Genomic DNA, 23,334 nt, shown 5'->3' with positions numbered 1-23,334 from the left:
CAATTGGAGGGTTACAGAAGTGGACTATCTGGAGAAAGTTATGGCACTGATCGCAATGTCCGGCGCTGCACGAAGCAAAGCTATGGAAGCAATCATGCTGTCTAAACAAAAGGATTTTAAAGGTGCTGCCGAATTGCTTGAAACCGCATCGAAGGAACTAAAGGATGCACATAAAGTGCAAACTCGTCTAATTCAGGAGGAGGCTGGAGGAACCAAGCAGGAAATCACGCTGCTGATGATTCACGCCCAGGACCACCTGATGAATGCAATGACGGTCAAGGATATGGCCAAGGAATTTGTCGAGCTTTACGAGCACACTCAGAAAAATTAACGAGCTGAAAGGGGATTTCCACAGATGATCAGAATCGTACTTGTATGTTCCGCGGGCATGTCCACTAGCCTTATGGTAAAAAAAATGCAGGAAGCGGCTCAAGCCAGCGGCCAGGAAGTAAGCATTCAGGCAACCGCCAGCGAGGCTTTGTCGAACATCGCTGATGACATTGATGTTCTGATGCTTGGCCCGCAAGTTGCATATATGAGAAAAGATTATGAAAAGACGTATGTTCCCAAAGGCATAAAAGTAGATGTAATCAATACAGTCGATTACGGTAGAATGAACGGAGAGAAAGTGCTGGCAAGAGCACTTGAACTAGCGAGAGATTAATTTTCATAGCAGAAATGAATAAAGACTTTAAATGTAGCGGCGATCGATTCCCGAAATTTTATCCGGAAGAGGTCGCCCTATTTATGTACACCCTTCCAGCGAATGGGGGGAGATTCCCTCTACAGTTGAAACAGTTTACCGCACCGATGGAGCTAACAATTATTTGTTTCTGCTCAATTACTCAAGCGAGTCGTTCACAATTTCATTAAAACAGCCAGTGTACGATTTACTTTCGGAAACAAGGGAAAGTCATTTCATGACACTTCAGCCCTACGGAGTAAGTTTGCTTCAAAAGTTAGCCTAAGGAAGTCGTATTGATGAACGGGTCTATTTTGTAGAGTCTGAGCATAAAAGTTGCAAGCATGCATTACAGGTTGATTTTATAACAATGGTTCTAACGGGTTAAAAATGCCATTCTTTCTGTAAATGAACAGGAAAGGATGGCATTTTTTTGTTGGAATGGGAAGCGCATTCCGTTACCCGAACGTCCAAACCAGGTTACGTCCTGATCAAGTTGTCGGTATTTGCAAAATAATTAAATTCATGATAAATTCTAACTAACGATAGTTAGAATTTATCATCAGAAAATTTTGAAAGGTGGTATTTGATATGGCGTGGTTATTTCTTGTTCTTGGAGGGGGTTTGGAGGTAGGGTGGGCTATCGGCTTGTCATATTCAGATGGCTTCACAAAGATCGCAATCGTGGTACCAACTATCATTTTAATGGTAGCTAGCTTCTATTTATTTGCTAAAGCGACAAAATATCTTCCAGTATCAACGGCTTATGCAGTTTTCACTGGAATCGGTTCTTTTGGCACGGCTCTTGTTGGAATGATGTTTTTAGGTGATCAAGTGAGTGTATTGAAAATTGTACTGGTAATCATTCTTATTAGCTGTATTATTGGGTTGAAATTCGTTTCTAATCAACCTGAGAAAGTGAAGGGGGCTTAAAAATGAGCTGGTTCTTACTTATCATCGCAGGATTATTGGAAGTTGGAGGCGTAATATTTTTGAAATTATCCGAGGGATTTTCAAAATTAAAGTATACATTAATTTATACTTTGCTCATAGGGGCAAGCTTTTTTCTACTTTCCTTGTCTTTAAAAGAAATCCCAATTAGCATAGGTTATGGAGCATGGACAGGTATTGGTGCGGCTGGTAGTGTTTTATTAGGAATGTATGTTTTCAAGGAGCCTAAAGACTCCAAAAAATTAGCTCTTGTTAGTGGAATTATATTGAGTATCGTTGGATTGAAGTTAGTCTCTTGAGAGTATTAACACTTAAAAAAATTATTACGAGGTGGCTAAGATGAGTAAGGGAGAAGAAACAAAACAAAAAATATTACAAAATGCACTTGTTCTATTCTCTAAACAGGGCTACGCACAGACTTCTATTCGAGATATAGCATTAAAAGTAAAAATTAAAGCTCCTTCTATTTATGCTTATTTCTCCAGTAAGGAAGAATTGTTCGAAAGTGTAGCGGATGATGTGATGAGTGATTATTTGAATTTTGTACGCCAAAAAGCCACTGACATAATAGGTCTCTCTAAAGTGGATAAACTATACACATTTACGGAGCAAATCATTGAATATCTTTATGAAAAAGATCTTGCTTATTTTGTAATAAGATATTCCGTGGATCCTCCTGACCAATTTAAAGATGCTATCTTGCAGCGATTTAATGAAGTTGATGAAGAAATTAAAAAGCTGATTCGTGATATTATTAAGCCTGAACTTGATAAATATATTAATGAAGATACTATTATTTCATCATTCTTTTGCATTTTAGATGGAATATTACTATCTATAGGGAACTCATCGAGGGAAGAATGTGAAATAAGGTTAAAGGCAACGTGGGAAGTATTCTCACGCGGAATTAACAAGAAACATTAAAGTTGGAAAGAGCCTTGGAGAATTGAATGAATATGCTTAGGAAAGGTAAACCGCTGCTGTGAATCTCAAAGAGGTGGTGGTCGTTGGTATAGAAATCCAAGGCGACAGCAGTCCCAATTGTTGTAATGGATGTCACTCTGACTGCACCTGTGGTTAAGCCGATTGAGTTTTTGTTTGATTCTTACCGTAACTATTCTGAAAAAAATAGCAGCAACAGCTGTCCAACAGGTTTTTTCGACCTGTTGGACAGTTTTTTGTTACATTCACCATATTCATCTCTATCGCTGACTTTTATTGCTCTGAACACTTTTGACTGATATAATAAATTGATTATACCGACGAATTTTGGTGGGGGTAAGAATGACTGATATTAGAGCTAGACAAAAAATGATTCGTAACTTCAGTATTATTGCACATATTGACCATGGCAAATCGACTTTAGCCGACCGGATTCTGGAGTTTACAGGAGCATTATCCTCGCGTGAAATGCAGGAGCAGGTGCTTGATTCGATGGATCTGGAACGTGAACGTGGAATTACGATCAAGCTACAGGCCGTGCGGTTGACCTATCGTGCTGATGATGGTGAGGAGTATATCCTTAATCTTATAGATACACCGGGACACGTCGATTTCACGTATGAAGTATCGCGGAGTCTTGCAGCTTGTGAAGGCGCACTGCTCGTTGTAGATGCTGCTCAAGGGATTGAAGCGCAGACGTTAGCTAACGTATATTTGGCACTTGATAATAATCTGGAGATTTTGCCTGTTATTAATAAAATTGACTTGCCAAGTGCTGACCCTGAGCGTGTCAAGCAAGAGGTCGAGGATGTTATCGGTCTTGATGCGAGCGAGGCAGTGCTGGCTTCAGCCAAGGCGGGTATCGGTATCAAGGAAATCCTGGAGCAAGTTGTCCAGAAAGTACCTGCGCCTACCGGAGATCCTGATGAACCATTAAAAGCGCTTATTTTCGATTCTCATTATGACCCTTACAAAGGTGTTATTGTTTATGTACGGGTTGTGAATGGCAGCATTAAAGCCGGCTCGAAAATCAAAATGATGGCTACGAACAAGGATTTTGAGGTCATCGAGGTTGGTGCGTTTATGCCTCGTATGACGATTGTGGATGAATTAAATGTCGGTGATGTTGGATTTATCGTTGCCGGAATCAAGCATGTGGGAGACACTCGTGTTGGTGATACGATCACGTATACCAAGACACCTACTGTTGAACCTCTTCCAGGCTATCGTAAAATCAACCCGATGGTATTCTGCGGTCTGTACCCTATCGAAACCTCGGACTACAACGATTTGCGCGAAGCTCTTGAGAAGCTGCAGCTTAATGACGCTTCACTCAGCTTTGAGCCAGAAACATCGAGTGCACTAGGATTCGGCTTCCGCTGTGGTTTCTTGGGTCTTTTGCATATGGATGTTATTCAGGAACGTATCGAGCGCGAATTTAATATTCCACTCATTACTACCGCTCCAAGCGTAATTTATCATGTCACATTGACGAATGGAGATACCATTTCGATTGACAACCCGTCTAATTATCCAGAGGTTGGCAAGATCGATTATGTTGAAGAACCATTTGTTAAAGCTTCCATTATAGTGCCTAACGATTACGTAGGTACGGTAATGGAACTGTGTCAGAGCAAACGTGGCGAATTCGTCAATATGGAGTATCTGGATACGACACGGGTTACGATTATTTATCAGGTTCCGTTATCGGAAATTGTATATGACTTCTTTGATCAGTTAAAATCAGGTACGAAGGGTTACGCTTCCTTTGACTATGAAGTGTCTGGTTACCGTAAGTCTAATCTGGTAAAAATGGATATTTTGCTTAACGGAGAACAGGTGGATGCATTGTCCTTTATCGTTCACCGTGAACGTGCTTATCAACGTGGACGGATTATTTGTGAGAAGCTTCGTGAGCTGATCCCACGACAAATGTTTGAGGTACCTATTCAAGCGTCGGTTGGTACGAAGGTTGTTGCCCGGGAGACTGTTAAAGCGATGCGTAAAAACGTACTTGCTAAATGTTACGGCGGTGACATCTCACGGAAACGTAAACTTCTTGAGAAGCAGAAGGAAGGTAAGAAGCGCATGAAGCAGGTCGGAAACGTAGAGGTTCCGCAGGAAGCGTTTATGGCGGTTCTTAAGATTGACGATAATTAGAAGAATGATCTTAATGTGAAGAGGCTGTCCCAAAAGTTATCTAAGATAATTTTGAGGGACGCTTCTTGTTTAGAAGTGGAAAGGCAAAATATCAGGAAAAGCATGCAAAAATGCAGGAATATGGTTCAGAATAGACTAGTTCGACACTAGCGTTGCATTAATCTTCTTATGCTGGATTTAAGCAAATGCAGATAGCTACGAGATGTAACAAACATCTAGATTAGTATATATTTAGCAGGGAGCATTTTGTTTTAATTTAAAAAAGTACAGAGGAGATTAAACCCAAACATTATCCATTTTTTTGAAATTTAAGTATTTAGTTTGATACGTCTACAATGATTCGCGGCTTCATCGATTTGTTCGCCTGCTTGGGTGGCCGACCGTTTCGCTTCGTTCGTCCTTTTGAGCTCCGTGTTGGCTTTTTGAATAGGGCTTCATATAGCCTTGTCCATGACCGATCTGCATAGAGCCGAATCAATCGAAGTAACTGCCAAACGGTTTGCTTGCACTCCAGCTTTAATCGTAGCAACAGGCACAGAGCATAGGATATCAACGCGATATACATCTGGTTCCAGATGGCTTCTGCGGTATACCCATGTGGCTTCACTAAACGGATGTGTTGCTTGATCCATTTAAAGAATAATTCAATCTGCCACCGGTGCCGGTATACATCTGCAATTTAGTGTGCGGATAAATCCAGGCGACTTGTGACAAGGCGATACAAACGGCCTTGCTGATCTTGAAACTCGATGAGTCGCAACTTAATCTGTTGCCCGGGCAGAGTCACATCCGCATCCCGAATGAAACCTCCTCGCTTAGGAAGATTTCGTTCCTTGATGATCGTAAGTCGGGTATTATCTTTAACCCGAGCAACAAACTTAATCCCTTGTTTGACCCAGGTTTGAAAATGCTTGTGCACCTGATAGCCTCGATCCATCACATAGGTTACTTCTTTATCGACAGTAAAGTTCTGCACAACTTCGTGGTCTGCGACATCTTTGGTCGAAGCGATGATTTGATCTGGATACATCGTCTTCGCATCAACAACTAGAAGTGAAGTGTGCATTTTCACGCCGTGATTGGATGCAGAGCAGTAAGCCCATTTGGAAAGAATCGCTGGCAAGGTGATTTGAGTAGAATCAAGGATCTTGAGCTTTCCGATTTTAGTCGTGATTCCTGGCTTGCTCGCTGCTAATTGTTGGATTTGCCTCGTTACTTGCATGAATACCAGGTGAAGGTTCTCTATGGGAAGCTTCTTCATTTTCCGCGAAAGTTGTGATGGGCTTATGCTTTCAAGCCCACCAAGCATCGCTTGAAAATCTTCATTAGCTCCAAGATGCTCAGACATTTCAGCGTAGGATTCGCGTTGCTGTAACTGGGCTTCAATGAACAGCAGTAGGGAAGAACCGACAAAAAGCTTGCGAGCACGATAATCCAAATCGCCATCCCGGGAAGGACTGATATTTAACATTTGTAGACATTGACATATGACACTTAAATTTGTATTGTTATCCATGGAAATCTCCTTTTGTTGAGACGTTGATGGATAACGTTTTTGGATAACTCAACAATAGGAGATTTCTTTATTTTTGCACATGTAAACCAGCCTATAATTTGAAGAATTAGTAAATTAGTGATTTAAAACATTTCTTGAAAAGTTAATGCAACGCTAGTGCTAGTTCGAAGAGAATCCTTAGAGAAAGCCTGTACATTTGCAGCAATTTAGGTCATTTAGAGGATTTACATGACCAAAAACTGCACATTTGCAGGAATTTCAGGAATTCCGCATCATGACACTATTACACTTGAGATACGGCCATAGAATGTGTGGTAGGATCAAGCGGTGCAGGGATCATCTTCCTAGCACCGCTAATTCTAGTTTTAACAGCAACCCTACTTTTGGGAAAGCCCCTTTTAAATATTCAAGCTCTTTGATGTCAAATTGAATGTAAGGTTAGTGTATAAAGTACACATAATTTCGAATATAGATTCAGATACCCCTCTCTTTCAGTGAAATAAGTGCACAATATGCAATTAATCCAGTTTGAAGAGTTAAATCTTGCAATTTAAATGTAAGAAATGCAACTAACAATTAAGGAGGCATTGCCATGAACAGCAAATTGAATAATTCACATCTGGGAATGCCAGATTTAACATCAACCCAAATACAGAATCCACCACAAGCTATCTATATACACATTCCTTTTTGTACGAATAAATGCTTCTATTGTGATTTCAATTCCTATGTGCTCAAGGACCAGCCCGTGATGGACTACCTTCGTGCGTTGGATCATGAGATGGAGCTAACCGTTCAAGCTACTCCGCCCGGAGTCATTAAAACGATATTTGTAGGTGGAGGAACACCAACGGTATTAAATCCACAAGAGATGGAGTATTTTCTGGGTTCCATTCGCAGACATTTCCCAAACTGGGATTCCAATATCGAGTTCACAATGGAGGCGAATCCGGGTACAACCGATCTTGAAAAGCTATCCGTTATGAAAGCTGGAGGAGTGAATCGGGTTAGCTTCGGTGTTCAGGCATTCCAAAATGAACTGCTCTCTGGTATCGGACGAATCCATAATACAGATGATGTGTATCGTAGTTTGGACAATGCTCATAAAGCGGGTCTGCATAACCTGTCAATCGACTTAATGTTTGGTTTGCCTAACCAGACGGTTGAGATGCTGGATCAGAGTGTTACGCGGGCTCTTGAACTGGGACTCCCACATTACTCTATCTATAGCTTGAAGGTTGAGGAGAATACTCTTTTTCATACGCTGTTTCAACGAAATCAGCTTCCACTGCCAAATGAAGAGGACGAATTGAAGATGTATCTTCTATTGATGGAACGGATGAAGAAATCAGGATACAAGCAGTATGAAATCAGTAATTTTGCGAAGCCGGGATTTGAAAGCCTTCATAATATAACGTATTGGCGTAATGAGGATTATTATGGATTGGGTGCGGGCGCACACGGTTATGTTGGACATCAGCGCCATATGAATATTAAGGGAGTTAATCCTTATGTAGAAGTTGCTAAAGAGAAACTTCCTCGACTTGAACAGTACACAGTGGGCCAAGCTGAAGCTATGGAGGACTTTGTGATGGTGGGTCTGCGCATGCTGGATGGAATTCGTGACCAGGACTTTACCACACAGTTCGGGGCTGATTTGGAAATTATTTTCAAAAGACCGTTGAGTAAAATGGTGAACAGTGGTTTGCTGGAAAGACACGCTGACGGCGGAGGTTATCGACTGAGCGATAAAGGAATATTGTTCGGAAACGATGTATTCGGAGAATTTATCGGAGAGCTCACATCGAAGCCATAATCAAGTAATGATTTATATCACATTCTCTCTTGAACTTTTATACGTATTAATGTATATTTATTCGTATTAGTTTCGGTTTTGTTTAAGGAGGAGAGAGAATGCCGGCCGTAGCGGTATGCAGACAAGCGCAGCTTGAAGATGTTGAGCCATTGTATTTAATGATAGAGAATTATGCCCGTCAAGGGATTATGCTTCCACGCTCCCGCGCTGTGCTGCAACGGCAAATTGGCGATTTCGTAGTGGCTGAAGTGGACGGAGTCGTTGTAGGCTGCGGATCACTCTGCAGATTAGGTGAAGAGTTGGTTGAAGTCCGGTCACTTGGCATAGCTGAAGGATTTAAAGGGCGAGGATTAGGCTCAATGCTGGTGGAACAACTCGTTAAGGAAGCAAGACGCCTCTCGATTCCTAAAATAATGGCTTTAACTTACGAAGTCTCTTTTTTTCTGAAAAATGGCTTTGCAGTTGTTGAAAAAGAGATTTTCCCTGAAAAAGTATGGACAGATTGCGTAAATTGCTCGAAACAACACTGCTGTGATGAAATAGCTGTACTTAAGATACTGGACTGACTTGACAATTGTCAGGTTGGTTTGGTATTTTTGTATTATAGTTTAGCACTCATCGAGTTAGAGTGCTAACGACAAAAAACAGTGATCAGGAGGGATTTCCATTGTTGACGGAGCGCCAGAGAATGATTTTGACAGCTATTGTAGATGACTATATTCGTTCGGCGGAGCCGGTGGGGTCCCGAAGTATCTCCAAGCGTGGAGATGTCGGGTACAGCCCGGCAACGATTCGCAATGAGATGGCAGATCTTGAAGAGCTGGGATTTTTGGAACAGCCGCATACTTCGGCGGGACGTATACCTTCCCATAAAGGATACCGATACTATGTGGATCACTTGTCTCCATTAAATCTACTTCCTTCAGAAGAGCTTTCTACACTGAAAACTTTTTTTGCTGAAAAATTAAATGCAATCGAACAGGTTGTGCAGCATGCCGGAACGATTTTGTCCCATATGACAAACTACACTTCCATCCTACTTGGGCCGGAAGTTTTTCATACATCTCTGCGTCATTTTCAACTGCTCCCGTTGAATGATACTACGGCGGTTGCCATTGTCGTTACTAACACAGGACAGGTTGAGAACAAGACGGTGGCCATTCCGGCGGGCGTCTCTGTAGCAGATTTGGAGAAAGTAGTTAATTTGCTTAATCGGAAGCTGGCAGGAGTACCGATTTATAAGCTGAAATCTGCACTGTATAGTGAGATCGGACAGGAAATGCAGCGTCACATTAATCATTTTGAAGAGCTGATTCAAGTGCTTGATGATGTGCTTGATGGTGGTGGGCAAGATGCACAGCGGTTGTTTCTTAGTGGAGCGACAAATATGCTGACACAGCCAGAATTTCGCGATGTCGATAAGGTGAAGAGTATTTTGGACCTTTTGGAAGAGACACCGACATTGATGAAAATGATGACCTCGGCTTCTGCTAACTTGGGCATACAAGTGCGTATCGGTACCGAAAATGATCATGAGGCATTTGCGAACTGCAGCCTTATTACAGCGACCTATGCAATTGAAGGCGAAGCTGTAGGAACAATCGGCATATTAGGACCAACTAGAATGGAATATGCCCGGGTCATCCGGATTTTGGATATATTATCTAAAAATATGACCAATTTTTTATCCAGATTGCATGAATGATTTAATCCAACATTTGAATGGTAAACATGTTAAGGAGGTGACATCTTGAAGAAACAGTCTGTTCAAGAAGATTATATGAATACGAATCAAGAGGAAGAATCCACATTGAACGATAACGTGAATCAAGATCAAAGTCAGCAGGAGGAGGCTTCATTTTCAGCCGGGGAAACAGGGCAAGTTAATGAGGATGTTGTTGTATCGGAAGATGCATCATCTGAGACCGGGAAGCTTCTTGCGGAAGTGGAGGAACATAAACAACGTTTACTTCGTACACAAGCTGATTTTGATAATTTCCGCCGTCGTACACAGAAAGAAAAGGAAGAACTCGGAAAGTATGCATCTGCCAAACTTATTACCGAATTGCTGCCAGTAGTTGATAATTTCGAGAGAGCTCTTAGTACTACCAGCGATACCACTGAAGCGGCATCATATGCGAAGGGCGTAGAAATGATACTGCGTCAATTTGAAGGAATTTTGCAAGCTGAGGGTTTGACTGCGATGGAAACAGTGGGACAACCATTTAATCCTGAATACCATCAAGCTATAATGCAGGTTGAATCTGAAGACCATGAAGAAGGAATCATTGTAGAGGAGCTTCAAAAGGGCTATCTGCTTAAGGATAAAGTGTTACGCCCAGCAATGGTCAAAGTTAGCGGCTAAGCTAGTCAGCTTTTGATCACGTAGTATTTTCAAAGAAGCATAATCGACATCGAATTTTGAATTCAGCAGCGACTTCCGGTGCTCACGTAGCTATCACTACGCTCTGCTCCTCAGTCTCTGCTTCATCCAAACTTCTCGGTGCTGAAAAGCTGACTTTTGATCACGTAGTATTTTCAAAGAAGCATATTCGGCTTCTAATTTTGAAAGCAATTCAAACATACTTAATTTTTGAGGAGGATATATTCACATGAGTAAAGTAATTGGTATTGACCTTGGTACAACAAACTCCTGCGTTGCAGTTATGGAGGGCGGCGAAGCAGTCGTTATTCCTAACCCTGAAGGCGCTCGTACAACCCCTTCTGTTGTAGGCTTTAAGAAAGACGGCGAGCGTATTGTAGGTGAAACTGCAAAACGTCAAGCCATCACGAATCCAGATCGTACGATTATGTCGATCAAGAGACATATGGGTACTAACCATAAAGAAAACATTGATGGCAAGGAATACACAGCTCAAGAAATTTCCGCAATCATTTTGCAAAAACTGAAATCCGACGCAGAAGCATACCTGGGTCAGACTGTAACACAAGCGGTTATTACTGTTCCAGCTTATTTCAATGACAGCCAACGTCAAGCTACTAAAGATGCCGGTAAAATTGCTGGTCTTGAAGTTTTGCGTATCGTTAACGAACCAACGGCTGCAGCCCTTGCATATGGTATGGAAAAAGCTGAGGATCAAACGATCCTAGTGTATGACCTTGGTGGTGGTACATTTGACGTATCCATTCTTGAACTCGGCGATGGCTTCTTCGAAGTTAAAGCTACTAGTGGTGACAATCGTCTTGGTGGTGACGACTTTGACCAAGTAATCATCGATTATCTAGTAGCAGAATTCAAGAAGGATCAAGGGATTGATCTCAGTAAGGATAAAGCTGCTGTACAACGTTTGAAAGATGCTGCTGAAAAAGCGAAAAAAGAACTATCCGGTGTTCTCACAACTACAATCTCACTGCCGTTTATTACAGTAGTTGACGGAGTACCGCAGCACTTGGAGCTTAACCTGACTCGTGCGAAGTTCGAAGAATTGTCTGCCGATCTCGTTGAACGTACTTTGGGACCAACTCGTCGTGCGCTTAGCGATGCTGGTATGACTCCAGCCGATATTCATAAAATTGTACTTGTTGGTGGTTCAACTCGTATTCCAGCAGTACAAGAAGCTATTAAGAAATTGACTGGTAAAGAGCCTCATAAAGGCGTTAACCCGGATGAAGTTGTTGCACTGGGTGCAGCAGTTCAAGCTGGTGTATTGACTGGTGACGTTAAAGACGTAGTATTGCTTGACGTAACACCTCTTTCCTTAGGTATTGAAACTGCGGGCGGCGTATTCACGAAGATGATTGAACGTAACACAACGATTCCTACAAGTAAATCACAAGTATTCTCTACCTATGCGGATAATCAACCAAGTGTAGAAATTCATGTTCTGCAAGGTGAACGTGAAATGGCAGCAGGTAACAAGACACTTGGCCGCTTTATGCTTGGTGACATTCCTTTGGCTCCGCGTGGTGTGCCACAAATCGAAGTTTCCTTTGATATCGATGCTAATGGTATTGTTAACGTATCGGCTACCGATAAAGGAACCGGCAAGAGCCAAAAAATTACGATCACTTCCTCAAGCGGCTTGAGCGATGACGAAGTAGAACGTATGATGAAGGACGCCGAGCTTCATGCGGAAGAAGACAAGAAGCGTAAAGAACTTGTTGAAGCCAAGAACAACGGCGACCAATTGATCTATAGCGTTGATAAAACGATTAAAGAACTTGGCGATAAGGTCGATGCTTCCGAAACAGAAAAAGCAAATGCTGCTAAGGAAGAACTGAAGAAAGTGCTTGAAGGCGAAAATCTTGAAGAAATCAACGCCGCTTCTGAAAAATTGACTGAAATCGTACAACAATTGTCCGTGAAGCTGTATGAACAGGCTGCACAGGCTCAGCAAGCTGCTGAAGGTGCTACTGATGGAGCGGCTGGCACTGCTGGTAAGGACAATGTGGTTGACGCTGATTATGAAGTTGTAGACGAAGACAAGAAACAGAACTAATCACCTGATTTCAGATTAGGATAAGGTGAATAGATTTGATTAACGGGGAAGGTCAAAGTGCGGGCTATTTCCGCCCTTTGACTTTCCTTTTGCCGAATAATAAGGAAATAACACCTTAGCGGCATGCTATAATCGATTACGGAGGTGGGAGAATGGCTGAGAAACGAGATTATTATGAGGTGCTAGGCCTCGGTAAGAACGCTTCCGATGATGAAATCAAAAAGGCATACCGCAAGCTGGCTCGTCAATATCACCCTGATGTCAATAAAGCAGATGATGCGGAAGCTAAGTTCAAGGAAGTCAAGGAAGCATACGATGTTCTAAGTGATTCGGGCCAGAGAGCCCGTTATGATCAGTATGGACATGTGGATCCGAACCAAGGAATGGGCGGCGGATTTTCTGGCGGTGATTTCGGCGGGTTTGGTGACATTTTTGATATGTTTTTCGGCGGTGGCGGCGGACGTCGCGACCCGAATGCACCGCAACGAGGGAACGATTTACAATACACAATGACCGTAGAATTCAAGGAAGCCGTTTTTGGTAAAGAGGCTGATATTACAATTCCAAGAACAGAAAACTGCGATACCTGCTTTGGATCAGGTGCTAAGCCAGGAACCAAGCCTGAAACTTGTTCCGTGTGCCATGGTTCAGGTCAGCAGGAAGTTGTTCAGAATACGCCGTTCGGTCGTATGGTGAACCGCCGTGCATGTAGTCAATGCGGTGGTAAAGGACAAATTATCAAGGAAAAATGTTCAACTTGTAGCGGTAGCGGTAAAGTAAAGAAGCAGCGTAAAATTCATGTGAAAATTCCTGCAGGTGTTGATGATGGTGCACAACTGCGCATGACTGGTGAAGGTGAAGGTGGATTACGCGGAGGACCATCCGGTGATTTATACATTGTGATTCGTGTGAAGCCGCATGATTTCTTTGAACGTGAAGGTGACGATATTTACTGTGAAATACCGCTCACATTTGCACAAGTAGCTCTTGGTGATGAAATTGAGATTCCTACGCTCACAGAAAAAGTGAAGCTGAAAATACCAGCCGGCACACAGACAGGAACCTATTTCCGTCTGAAGGGCAAAGGGGTGCCTAAACTTCGCGGTATTGGTCAAGGGGATCAACATATCAAAGTAGTAGTTGTAACTCCAAGTAAGCTTAGTGACGAACAGAAGGATTTGCTGCGGCAATTTGCTGCACTTGATGGTGAACAGACTCATGAGAATGAGCAATCCTTCTTTGATCGAATGAAGCGGGCATTTCGCGGGGACTGATAAGTCATTAAATAGATTAAAGGCATGAGGAGAAAACAGGGCGTATATAACGGCCTGTTTTTTTGTTTGATCAACTTCCAAATGAAGGAACTGTAGTTTATAATTAGGTAAAACGTTTAACATAACGGACCGATACTTTGATCTGTAAGAAATGGAGGGCATCATAATGAATGAACTCGAGAGATTACTACAGGAGTTTTTTCCAGAAAATATAAATAGCAAAACACTTAGACTCAAAAAGAATTTGGAGAATCATTTCCAGTCTTCGATTAAGCAGCTCTCAAAACAAGGAATATCATATTCAGACGCTATTGCCATAACCCTTGATAAACTAGGCGGTAAAAAGAAGATTAACAAATTAATAAAGAAAAGCAACGAATCGTTGTTTGCTTCAAAATATTTTATTGTCTTAGCTTCCCTATTGCTTGGATATCCATTGCTTGTGTTTATTGTTTTTAAAATTTTTAATATAGAAGAATTTTCACTCCTTCTGCTACTACCTTTCTTGATTGGTGTAGCTATGCTAGTTGGTAAATTAAATGCAATTAGTCTCGATGCTCAAACGAACAGGTTCAGTGACCTTAATAATAATTCTGACAATACTACTGTATTCAGCGGTGGAGGAATTAAGTATAAAGAATGATAATGATAAAAACAGGGTATCCCGTTAGTGCACATCACTTTTGGGATACCCTGTTTATTTGTTTAAAACTATCGTTTTCGCTAGATGTGTTTAGGTTGAGACGATTGCGATGATCTCATCCTCCAGATCGAGTGTAATATCGTCACGAAAAGCGCGAATGTTATATTCCTTGTAAAGATACTGCATAATAGCTTCTAAAATGTTCGATTCAACAATATACCTGCTTCTGCCGTTAACCCAGACTTCCCCAGTGTAGCCAGTTTCCTCATCCCAGCTAAGCTCAACTTGAACATCAGTAGGACGGAATCCTGTGCGGTCGGCTGTATGGAGACAGATAGCATTGATGATTTCATCCATGCTTAGAACCATAGCTTAGTATCTTCCTCCGCGCCCATAATTATCATTCCGCGGCTGACCGGGTTTATTTTTAAAGCGACGGTACAGTGCCATAACTGCTACGATAACAATATAGATTGCGAGCAGGTTTACAGCAAGGCCGAGTAAATTGCCGAAAGCACCCATACCACTAAACAATCCGCCGAACAACATGCCTGCAAGACCACCGATCATAAGTCCCTTCATGAAGCCGCCACCGCTAAAAAAGCCGCGTTTTGTATTTGATCCTGTTGAAGTAGCTGAGGATTTATTATTTGAAGTCGTTGTTGATTTTTGAACATTGCTATCGGTCGTTGTCGACTTTTTCGGCGTTGTCGTATACGAACGAGTACCGGATTTGAATCCACCGCTACGTTTGGCATCTGCCAAATCCGGAGAAGTGAAGGCAAAAATCAGTGTAAACGCCATCACAATCATTGTCATTTTTTTGAGCATCTTCATCTAAGCTGGAGCCCTCCTGTTTGATTATATATCGTTTTATTTTGTGACTTGTTTGTAATACGGGACAAATCAAAAAAAGTTTCAAATTTTTTTATTTGAATAATGTGCTATCTAAAATTGCAACCTAGAACTGTACACTCAAGCGAAAGGCAGGTCTATTATGGGTGAGAAAAATATACTCGCATACTTTAAAACCCCGGAAGAGGCGGAAGGTGTAGCGAGGAAATTGAATTCGTTGCGAGCAATAGATGTGTCGATTGAACGATTTAGTGGCAGCATTGATAATAGCAGCCTACTTGATTTTTCTAACTCGATCGGCATTTTGGCTGCCAGTGATCCAACCGCCAGCGGTATGAGTCATGGTGGTCAAGGGGGACCCACGGGACATGATATATTGCTTACGGCTGTTGTTGACGAGAGTATCCATCATCAGGCATTGCGTATAGTGGAAGAAACGGGTGGAAAGATATAATTTTTTATTAAAGGAGAATTAGAATGAGCAAAGATAATAAAAACAAGAAGCAGTTGAAGTCAGATCGATATCAGGTAGGACATGCTGAGGATGTGGAGTTTTCTGAGGACCTAGCAGATCAGGAGGATTGGGAGGCACTTGAGCGCAGCGAACGTGCAGATGCTCGCCAGCAAGGACAATACAAATTGTAAACTGAAATTATAAAAAGTCGCGTAATGCGGCTTTTTTTGTCTCTCTAAACAATCTATAGTACAATATAGCTTATTCATGAAGGCCAAGGAGGAAAACTTACTATGATATGGAAAGAAATTACTATACATACGACTGAAGAAGCCGTGGAGATGATCTCGAACTTTTTACACGAAGCAGGAGCCGGAGGAGTTACAATTGAAGAGCATGTAGACAATAGCAAGCCAAGAGATACTTCACTTGGGCAATGGTTTGAAATCCCGCCAAATGATATTCCTGAGGGCGAAGCCAAGATTAGTGGATATTTCCCTGAGGGTACAGATATAGAAGCTGTCATCGCTGAAATAAAGGAACGTACAGAGGAGCTAAAAGAATTTAATATTAATCCAGGGGATGCCACTATTTCAGTAAGAGATGTACATGAAGATGACTGGGCAAATAACTGGAAGCAATATTTTAAACCTTTGCGTGTGTCCAAGCGTCTGACCATCAAACCAACTTGGGAAGAGTATACTCCTGAAACAGCAGAGGAAAAAATTATAGAATTGGACCCAGGCATGGCGTTTGGAACAGGAACACACCCAACGACTTCTTTATGCCTTCGAACGCTTGAAGGCGTTATTCAAGAGGGAGACGAAGTAATTGATGTAGGGACAGGTTCGGGTATTCTTGCGATTGGAGCCTGTCAGCTTGGCGCTTCGCGCGTACTTGCCCTGGATCTTGATCCAGTAGCAGTATCCAGTGCAAAAGAGAATACAAAACTGAATCGATTGGAAGACCGGATTGAAGTTGTAGAAAGCGATCTGCTGTCTGTACTGAAAAATAACGGGGATTCAAGCGTAAGTGTTACTTTGCCGGTTCGAGTTGTGGTTGCTAACATTCTAGCTGAAATTATTTTGCTCTTCATTGAGGATGTGTACCAAGCATTACAAGCAGGAGGCTACTACATTGCCTCTGGTATTTATAAGAATAAAGAACAAGCCGTTAAAGAAGCGCTGCTTGCTGCGGGATTTGAGATTGTGAATACGGCCCGTGAGGAAGATTGGGTAGCTTTCGTGGCCAGAAAGAGGTAACGTTGGATGGATTTTTTGGAACAAATATTGCGAGTTCCTTTAAGGGAGCTTCCTTTCTATTTGATTACACTGATTATTGCGTTTACAGTACATGAGTTTTCGCATGCTTATTTTGCTAATAAATTCGGAGATCCTACCGCCAAGCTGCTTGGTAGGGTCACCTTGAATCCTACGGTGCATTTTGATTTCCTTGGAATCATTCTGCTGCTCATCGCCGGCTTCGGCTGGGCGCGTCCAGTACCTGTGAATCGGGACAATTTCAGCAAACCGCGCTTAATGGGAATCATCGTATCTGCCGCCGGACCTCTAAGCAACTTACTGCTGGGGGTACTTGGGGCAATCATTTTTGTAGTGCTGATTCATATGGGAGTGACTACTCCGCTCATTACAGAGGATAAATTGTCTGAGGCGCTCCGAATTTTCTTCACTATGTTTATTCTAATGAACTTTTTCTTGTTTTTATTTAATCTAATTCCGCTTCCTCCGCTTGACGGATACCGGATTGTAGAGGATCTTGCTCCTCGCTCCATGCTGGGGACGTTGCAAAAATTCGAGCAGTGGTCATTGTTGATTTTTCTGTTGATTCTGATGCTGCCTGTGCTTCGAAATTATACGATAGCTCCACTATACAGTATGGCAAATTCAATGATGCTTCATTTTTTGTATTTTTTCCATTTGCTGTTCGGAGCTTAAAAGTTGTATGATGTATTTTGATGATTTTTTAGGTCGAGGATGGTAAGCGATGCAGCGTTATTTTATTGAACCTGAACAGTTCGGCGAAACAATAGTGACTATTAGCGGTGAAGACGCTAGACATATTGGCAGAGTTATGAGATCCAAAACGGGTGACAAGCTGATTGTTAGTGACGGTGTTTCCCGTGAGGCGCTTGTAGAGATTCGTACAATTGAGCCGCAGGAAGTGACTGCAGTGATCATTGAAATGCTACAGCCGGAAGGTGAGCCTTGGCTTGATGTTATAGTGGCTCAAAGCTTGCCCAAGGGCGATAAGATGGAAACGGTCATTCAGAAGTGTACGGAGATTGGAGCCATTCGATTTGTACCCTTTTTATCTGAGCGAACAGTGGTACAGTATGATCCCAAAAAAGAAGAGAAGCGAGCGGCACGTTGGCGCAAAATCGCCAAGGAAGCTGCTGAACAGGCGCACCGCAGCAGGGTTCCAACGGTTGAGCTTCCATTATCATGGAAGCAGCTTCTTCGTTCATTGCCAGAATATGATCTTGTTTGCTTATGTTATGAGAAGGAGCACGGCCAGCAATTGCGGGACGTGTTGCAGCCTTTTGTCACGGGGCTAAATTCCGGGCAAAAATACAAGGTACTCGTCGTTGTAGGTCCGGAAGGCGGTTTTGCCGAAGCGGAGGTTACTGAGGCTGAGGCTGCCAGAGCTGTCTCTATTGGATTGGGACGGCGTATTTTACGGACGGAGACGGCCGCGATGGCCGCCCTGACTTGCATCATGTATGAATCAGGAGAAATGGGGAGGATTTAGAGTATGCCATCCGTTGCATTTTATACTGTTGGTTGTAAAGTGAATTTTTATGACACAGAAGCGATTTGGCAGCTGTTTAAAAACGACGGCTATGAGCAGGTTGATTTTGAACAAACAGCCGACGTTTATTTGATTAATACTTGTACAGTTACGAATACAGGAGACAAGAAGAGTCGTCAAATTATTCGCCGGGCAGTGCGCCGCAATCCAAATGCAATTATTGCGGTTACCGGCTGCTATGCCCAGACATCTCCTGCGGAGATTTTGGATATTCCTGGTGTCGATCTTGTTGTTGGTACACAGGATCGTGAGAAAATTATTCCTTACGTGAAACAACTCCAAAGTGAGCGTGAGCCGATCAATGCGGTTCGGAATATTATGAAAACCCGCGAATTTGAGGAATTGGACGTTCCCGATTTTGCGGATCATACAAGAGCTTTTCTAAAAATTCAAGAGGGCTGCAACAACTTCTGTACCTTCTGTATTATTCCATGGTCTCGTGGACTGTCACGCAGCCGTGATCCTAAAAATGTAGTGAATCAGGCTAGACAGCTCGTTGCAGCTGGTTACAAGGAAATCGTACTAACAGGTATTCATACCGGCGGCTATGGCGATGATCTCGATAATTATCATCTGGCTGATTTGCTATGGGATCTGGATAAGATTGAAGGATTGGGAAGAATCCGTATTAGTTCAATTGAAGCAAGTCAAATTGATGATCGTGTGCTCGAAGTGCTCAAAGCATCATCTAAGATGTGCAGACACTTCCATATTCCTCTCCAGGCAGGCAGCAATGAAGTGCTGAAACGGATGAGACGGAAATATACGATTGAAGAGTTCGAAGAAAAGATTAAGAAAATTCGCGACTTTATGCCAGACGTGGGGATTACTACGGACTTAATTGTTGGGTTCCCGGGCGAGACAGAAGAACTGTATCGTGAAGGATATGAAGCTATTAAGCGAATTGGATTTTCAGAAATGCATGTCTTCCCTTACTCCAAGCGTACGGGCACACCTGCTGCCCGGATGGAGGACCAAGTCGATGAAGAGGTAAAGCACGCTCGTGTTCATGAATTGATCGAATTGTCCGAGGCCATGCAGTTGCAATATGCCGAGATGTTTGAAGGGCAGGTGCTGGATGTCATTCCTGAACGTGATGAAAAAGGCTTGTTAGGTGATGGCCGAGTTGCAGGTTTTAGCGATAATTATCTGCAAATTTGCTTTGAGGGTGCTAAGGATTTAACAGGTAAAATGTGCCGTGTTAAATTGACTAAAGCCGGTGTCAATACAAACGAAGGTCAATTGGTACGAGTTCTTGAGGAGCTTGAAGAGACGAGCCAGGCATTGGCATAACTATAGCTTATTGTGACAAGGATTTCACCCCGTTTGGGGATGAAGTCCTTGTTGTTGAATATAGGGAATTATTCATCCGGAAATAGATATTGTTGCTAATGAAGATGCAGTTTTGAGGAGGCTGAGTACATGTCGATGAAGGAAATATCCGCAGGGGGAGTCGTATACCGTAAGCAAGAAAATGGTCGGATTCAAGTACAGCTTATTACCGATCGTTACGGTAAAATATCATTTGCAAAAGGCAAAAGAGAAGGAAATGAGACGATAGACCAAACCGCTCTGCGTGAAATATTAGAGGAAACAGGAATCATCGGCAAAGTGGATTGTCTTATCGATATTATTGCTTACACATATTATCATCCCGAACGCGGGAAAGTAGATAAAGAGGTCCATTATTATCTTGTGGAAAGTGTAGGCGGCAGTTTAAGTCCGCAGGTCGAGGAGATTCGCAGTGTTGCTTGGTATGAACCGCTTGAAGCATGGGAAAAGCAGCAGAAATCCGGTTATGATAATAATGATTTTATTTTGGAGAAGGCTTTGATCAAGCTTGGTTTTGAATTATAGTGCAAGTTCAAAAAGTCAGGTTATCAGGACCGAGAAGGTTGGATGAAGCTAGGGCGTGAGGAGCGTACGTTTGAGTACGTGAGCACCGGAAGGCCCGGCTGAATTCAAGATTCGATGTCGAGTCTGCTTCATGATTTGCTTCGTCATGGGAAGATGATTTTTTGAACTTCCTCTAAAGTTTGGAATCTTTAGGTTCGATTCGTGTCCATAACGGTAAATAACATATTGGTAGTGCAATTAGTGAGCATATAACGTTAAACAGAGTCTGAGAATGGGCGATTTGAGCTGCCGGATCAGAGCTTATCCACGAAACGACTGCTGCAAGCTGGGAGATCATGGGCAGAAACAACAAAGCTCCACCTAGATTAAGTGTAATGTGAGACAATGCGACAAACTTGCCCGATTTTGATCCGCCTACGGAGGCAATGAGAGCAGTAACACAGGTTCCAACATTAGAACCGATGACCATGGCAATCCCTAATTCAATCGGCAATAGGCCTGTTCCGACGAGTCCCATAGTCATGGCTATAACAGCGGCGCTGCTATGAATAAGGGCAGTCAAGATGGCCCCGGCAATTGCTCCCCAAAAAAGGCTGTACCCTGCATGATCTAACAGCCACTTAATCATTCCGTGAGATTCTAAGGAAGGCCCGATCGACTGCATCCACGTTATTGCAATCATAATCATGCTGAATCCGGCAACGGCAAGGCTGCTGTATTGTATCGTTTTTAGCATGGTGACCCATCGCATGGAGTAGCGACGAGGAGATATTTCTCCAGTCATTATGGAAGCTGCCCAGAGAGTCAGCGAGACAGTTAATAAAGGTGCACCGTACTTTAAAATATTTAGTGCAATCAGCTCGGTTGTGAGCGTGGTACCAATATTTCCTCCGAGAATAATGCCCAACGTGCGGGAATAGCTTAGCAGTCCCGCGTTAACAAGTCCAATGGACATTACCGTGATAGCAGTGCTGCTTTGCAGAATGGCTGTTACAAATGCACTTGATAATAGTCCAGTCCAAGGGGTGCGGGTGGATGCCTCTAATATTTTGATCAAACGTGGTCCGGCCCAGGCATGAAGAGCAGCTTCCATCACTTTCATGCCAAACAAAAAGAGGGCGAATCCGAAGATTACAGGAATTATAATGTCTCGTAACATGAAGCAAACCCCTCCTTGATCGGGAAGTGTACAAGTTAATTTACATATATGCTGTATCAACCAGGTCCATGCAGACATGACCGGAAACTTGAGCCAAGATCATATTCGATAAAAAAAATGAGGAGTGAGAAGTAGTGGCATCCGTTATTTTACAACGTAGTAGAAAAAAGCGTCTGGAGCAAAGTCATCCTTGGGTGTTTAAGAATGAAATCGAGGGTGTGGAAGGAGATCCGGCCGCAGGAAGTTTAGTCCAAATTATGGATCATCGCCGTCGGTTTTTAGGGACTGGTTATTATAATCCGGCATCTCAAATTACTGTACGTCTTGTATCCTTTCTACCTCTTGAGGAAATGGACACGCCTTTCTTTGTTCAGAGATTCCGTGAATGTTTGAAGCATAGAGCACGATTTGTTCATGAGAATGCGTACCGCCTTGTATATGGCGAAGCTGATTTTTTGCCAGGTCTTATCGTGGATCGGTTTGATGACGTTATAGTTGTTCAACTGCTCACCCTTGGAATGGATCGGTGCAGAAAGTCTATCGTTGAGGCACTTGTAGAAGTTCTCCAGCCAACGGGAATATATGAGCGCAGTGATGTGTCGATACGTGAAATGGAAGGCTTGGAGCAGGTGAAGGGGATACTCTATGGTAATCCTTCGCGCTTTGTCACTGTTACCGAAAATGGCTTGAAGATTCAGGTTGATATCGAGCAGGGTCAAAAAACAGGTTATTTCTTTGATCAGCGCGAGAATCGTGCCTCGATTGAGCCGCTGATGACCGGATGGGGAGAGCGAAGCGGGATCATACTCCAGGAGCTTGCTGATGACGAGGGTAACAGTAGAATCGTTCCGGTAAATCGCAAAGGTAAGGAAGTGACATTCCCTTATTGGAATGGAGCAACCGTGCTGGAATGCTTCTCTCATACGGGCAGCTTTACTTTGCATGCATGTAAATATGGAGCAAAGAAGGTAACCTGTCTCGACATTTCTGAACATGCGATTGAGAGTGCTAAGATCAATGTTGGCCTAAATAGATTTGAGGAGCGAGTAGAGTTTGTCGTTGCCGATGCTTTCGAGTATCTTCGCAATCAAGTTAAAGGTCTGTCGGAGCGCGATGCAAGAGGAGCAAAGGATGCGAAGCCTGTGGACACTTCAGTACCGATGACGGCGGGAGGAGGGCGTACCTGGGATGTCGTGATTCTTGATCCGCCAGCATTTGCGAAAACGAAAGGTGCTGTAAAAGGCGCTGTTCGCGGATATAAGGATATCAATTTACACGGGATGAAGCTCGTTAATGAGGGTGGATATCTAGTTACGGCGAGCTGCTCTTACCATATGCGTCCTGATCTGTTTCTTGAGACGATTCAAGATGCTGCCGCTGATGCAGGCAAAGTGCTTCGTCTGGTGGAATGGAGAGCAGCGGGCAAGGATCACCCGCAAATCCTTGGCGTCGATGAGGGGCATTATTTGAAGTTTGCAGTGTTTGAAGTTCGAAGCAAAAACTTCTAAATTCACTAAGCACACACATGACTCTGTTTGTTTGAAAAGACTGTGGTAGTGATGAGTGTATTTGCACATTACTAATCTCTTGTAGGAAATAGCTGCAAAAATACATCTTTTTATGCTTTTGTGTGTTCGTTGAATAAATTACCTGCAAAAGTACATCTTTTTCTTGTCCTCGCTCCACTGTTGGACCGATCAGCTCAGAAAAACTGTATTTTTGCAGGATTTCATTAA

The 23,334-nt window shown here is 42.8% G+C and carries 25 protein-coding genes and 1 pseudogene; 22 read left to right on the top strand and 4 right to left on the bottom strand.

All coding sequences use genetic code 11. The features are described from left to right. Positions 1-19: 19 nt before the first annotated feature. The 7 genes from BLS49_RS03220 (at position 20) to lepA (ending at position 4,735) form a co-directional block, all read left to right on the top strand. The gene (locus tag BLS49_RS03220) at positions 20-331 is read left to right on the top strand and encodes a PTS sugar transporter subunit IIA (protein WP_175471283.1); all 312 of its coding nucleotides are present in this window, start codon (positions 20-22) and stop codon (positions 329-331) included. A 24-nt stretch (positions 332-355) separates the two neighbouring features. After that, a complete protein-coding gene (locus BLS49_RS03215) occupies positions 356-664 on the top strand; it encodes a PTS sugar transporter subunit IIB (protein ID WP_091226684.1) in 309 nt (102 codons plus the stop codon). 46 nt (positions 665-710) lie between these two features. Beyond that, positions 711-968, top strand: coding sequence for a Beta-galactosidase C-terminal domain (locus BLS49_RS25700; RefSeq protein WP_091226682.1), 258 nt, complete (start codon positions 711-713; stop codon positions 966-968). A gap of 305 nt (positions 969-1,273) precedes the next feature. Further along, a complete protein-coding gene (locus tag BLS49_RS03205) occupies positions 1,274-1,615 on the top strand; it encodes a DMT family transporter (RefSeq protein ID WP_091226681.1) in 342 nt (113 codons plus the stop codon). A 2-nt stretch (positions 1,616-1,617) separates the two neighbouring features. Next, positions 1,618-1,932 carry a DMT family transporter gene (locus BLS49_RS03200; protein WP_091226679.1) on the top strand — a complete coding sequence of 105 codons (315 nt, stop codon included), beginning with the start codon at positions 1,618-1,620 and terminating at the stop codon, positions 1,930-1,932. A gap of 40 nt (positions 1,933-1,972) precedes the next feature. Then, positions 1,973-2,557 (top strand): TetR/AcrR family transcriptional regulator, encoded by a 585-nt coding sequence (locus BLS49_RS03195; protein ID WP_091226677.1) that lies wholly within the window; start codon positions 1,973-1,975, stop codon positions 2,555-2,557. 360 nt (positions 2,558-2,917) lie between these two features. Further along, complete coding sequence (lepA, locus tag BLS49_RS03190) at positions 2,918-4,735, top strand: translation elongation factor 4 (protein ID WP_091226675.1); 1,818 nt, start codon at positions 2,918-2,920, stop codon at positions 4,733-4,735. Between the two features lie 316 nt (positions 4,736-5,051). On the opposite strand, the pseudogene BLS49_RS03180 reads toward lepA, so the two are convergent. Next, positions 5,052-6,206: pseudogene (locus BLS49_RS03180) on the bottom strand (IS4 family transposase). A gap of 670 nt (positions 6,207-6,876) precedes the next feature. Between BLS49_RS03180 and hemW the strand changes: the two are divergent. The 7 genes from hemW (at position 6,877) to BLS49_RS03140 (ending at position 14,444) form a co-directional block, all read left to right on the top strand. Continuing rightward, the gene (gene hemW, locus BLS49_RS03175; RefSeq protein WP_091226906.1) at positions 6,877-8,067 is read left to right on the top strand and encodes a radical SAM family heme chaperone HemW; all 1,191 of its coding nucleotides are present in this window, start codon (positions 6,877-6,879) and stop codon (positions 8,065-8,067) included. A 98-nt stretch (positions 8,068-8,165) separates the two neighbouring features. After that, positions 8,166-8,633, top strand: coding sequence for an N-acetyltransferase (locus tag BLS49_RS03170; protein ID WP_091226671.1), 468 nt, complete (start codon positions 8,166-8,168; stop codon positions 8,631-8,633). Between the two features lie 101 nt (positions 8,634-8,734). Further along, positions 8,735-9,772, top strand: a complete 1,038-nt coding sequence (gene hrcA / locus BLS49_RS03165; protein WP_091226669.1) for a heat-inducible transcriptional repressor HrcA — start codon at positions 8,735-8,737, stop codon at positions 9,770-9,772. A gap of 75 nt (positions 9,773-9,847) precedes the next feature. Then, the gene (gene grpE / locus BLS49_RS03160; protein WP_091226905.1) at positions 9,848-10,432 is read left to right on the top strand and encodes a nucleotide exchange factor GrpE; all 585 of its coding nucleotides are present in this window, start codon (positions 9,848-9,850) and stop codon (positions 10,430-10,432) included. Between the two features lie 247 nt (positions 10,433-10,679). Beyond that, positions 10,680-12,527: a molecular chaperone DnaK gene (gene dnaK, locus BLS49_RS03150; protein WP_091226665.1), complete on the top strand. Its 1,848-nt coding sequence runs from the start codon at positions 10,680-10,682 to the stop codon at positions 12,525-12,527. A gap of 152 nt (positions 12,528-12,679) precedes the next feature. Beyond that, a complete protein-coding gene (gene dnaJ / locus BLS49_RS03145; protein ID WP_091226664.1) occupies positions 12,680-13,801 on the top strand; it encodes a molecular chaperone DnaJ in 1,122 nt (373 codons plus the stop codon). A gap of 166 nt (positions 13,802-13,967) precedes the next feature. Then, positions 13,968-14,444, top strand: coding sequence for a hypothetical protein (locus BLS49_RS03140; protein WP_091226662.1), 477 nt, complete (start codon positions 13,968-13,970; stop codon positions 14,442-14,444). Between the two features lie 90 nt (positions 14,445-14,534). Here the strand turns inward: BLS49_RS03140 and BLS49_RS03135 are convergent, their stop codons facing one another. Continuing rightward, entirely contained in the window at positions 14,535-14,813 is a 279-nt protein-coding gene (locus tag BLS49_RS03135; protein WP_091226661.1) for a YxcD family protein, read from the bottom strand. A gap of 3 nt (positions 14,814-14,816) precedes the next feature. Next, entirely contained in the window at positions 14,817-15,281 is a 465-nt protein-coding gene (locus tag BLS49_RS03130) for a hypothetical protein (RefSeq protein WP_425432103.1), read from the bottom strand. A gap of 160 nt (positions 15,282-15,441) precedes the next feature. On the opposite strand from BLS49_RS03130, the gene BLS49_RS03125 reads away from it, so the two are divergent. The 7 genes from BLS49_RS03125 (at position 15,442) to BLS49_RS03095 (ending at position 20,439) form a co-directional block, all read left to right on the top strand. Further along, positions 15,442-15,753: a hypothetical protein gene (locus BLS49_RS03125; RefSeq protein WP_091226659.1), complete on the top strand. Its 312-nt coding sequence runs from the start codon at positions 15,442-15,444 to the stop codon at positions 15,751-15,753. Between the two features lie 23 nt (positions 15,754-15,776). Then, positions 15,777-15,944 carry a YfhD family protein gene (locus BLS49_RS03120; RefSeq protein WP_091226657.1) on the top strand — a complete coding sequence of 56 codons (168 nt, stop codon included), beginning with the start codon at positions 15,777-15,779 and terminating at the stop codon, positions 15,942-15,944. A gap of 102 nt (positions 15,945-16,046) precedes the next feature. Further along, positions 16,047-17,015, top strand: a complete 969-nt coding sequence (gene prmA / locus BLS49_RS03115; RefSeq protein ID WP_091226655.1) for a 50S ribosomal protein L11 methyltransferase — start codon at positions 16,047-16,049, stop codon at positions 17,013-17,015. 6 nt (positions 17,016-17,021) lie between these two features. Beyond that, positions 17,022-17,708 (top strand): site-2 protease family protein, encoded by a 687-nt coding sequence (locus BLS49_RS03110; protein WP_091226654.1) that lies wholly within the window; start codon positions 17,022-17,024, stop codon positions 17,706-17,708. Positions 17,709-17,757: 49 nt separating this feature from the next. Beyond that, complete coding sequence (locus BLS49_RS03105; protein ID WP_091226652.1) at positions 17,758-18,522, top strand: RsmE family RNA methyltransferase; 765 nt, start codon at positions 17,758-17,760, stop codon at positions 18,520-18,522. Positions 18,523-18,525: 3 nt separating this feature from the next. After that, positions 18,526-19,875 (top strand): tRNA (N(6)-L-threonylcarbamoyladenosine(37)-C(2))-methylthiotransferase MtaB, encoded by a 1,350-nt coding sequence (gene mtaB, locus BLS49_RS03100; protein WP_091226650.1) that lies wholly within the window; start codon positions 18,526-18,528, stop codon positions 19,873-19,875. Positions 19,876-20,004: 129 nt separating this feature from the next. Beyond that, entirely contained in the window at positions 20,005-20,439 is a 435-nt protein-coding gene (locus BLS49_RS03095; RefSeq protein ID WP_091226649.1) for an NUDIX hydrolase, read from the top strand. 172 nt (positions 20,440-20,611) lie between these two features. Here BLS49_RS03095 and BLS49_RS03090 read toward each other — a convergent pair whose 3' ends face one another. After that, positions 20,612-21,598, bottom strand: coding sequence for a Na/Pi cotransporter family protein (locus BLS49_RS03090; protein WP_091226647.1), 987 nt, complete (start codon positions 21,596-21,598; stop codon positions 20,612-20,614). Between the two features lie 134 nt (positions 21,599-21,732). On the opposite strand from BLS49_RS03090, the gene BLS49_RS03085 reads away from it, so the two are divergent. After that, the gene (locus BLS49_RS03085; protein ID WP_091226646.1) at positions 21,733-23,106 is read left to right on the top strand and encodes a class I SAM-dependent rRNA methyltransferase; all 1,374 of its coding nucleotides are present in this window, start codon (positions 21,733-21,735) and stop codon (positions 23,104-23,106) included. The last annotated feature ends 228 nt before the right edge of the window (positions 23,107-23,334 follow it).

The sequence above is a fragment of the Fontibacillus panacisegetis genome (assembly GCF_900102215.1).
GTDB classification, from domain to species: Bacteria; Bacillota; Bacilli; order Paenibacillales; family Paenibacillaceae; genus Fontibacillus; species Fontibacillus panacisegetis.
Note: the sequence above shows the minus strand (reverse complement) of the source record. Positions and strands in the feature narration are given on the sequence as shown.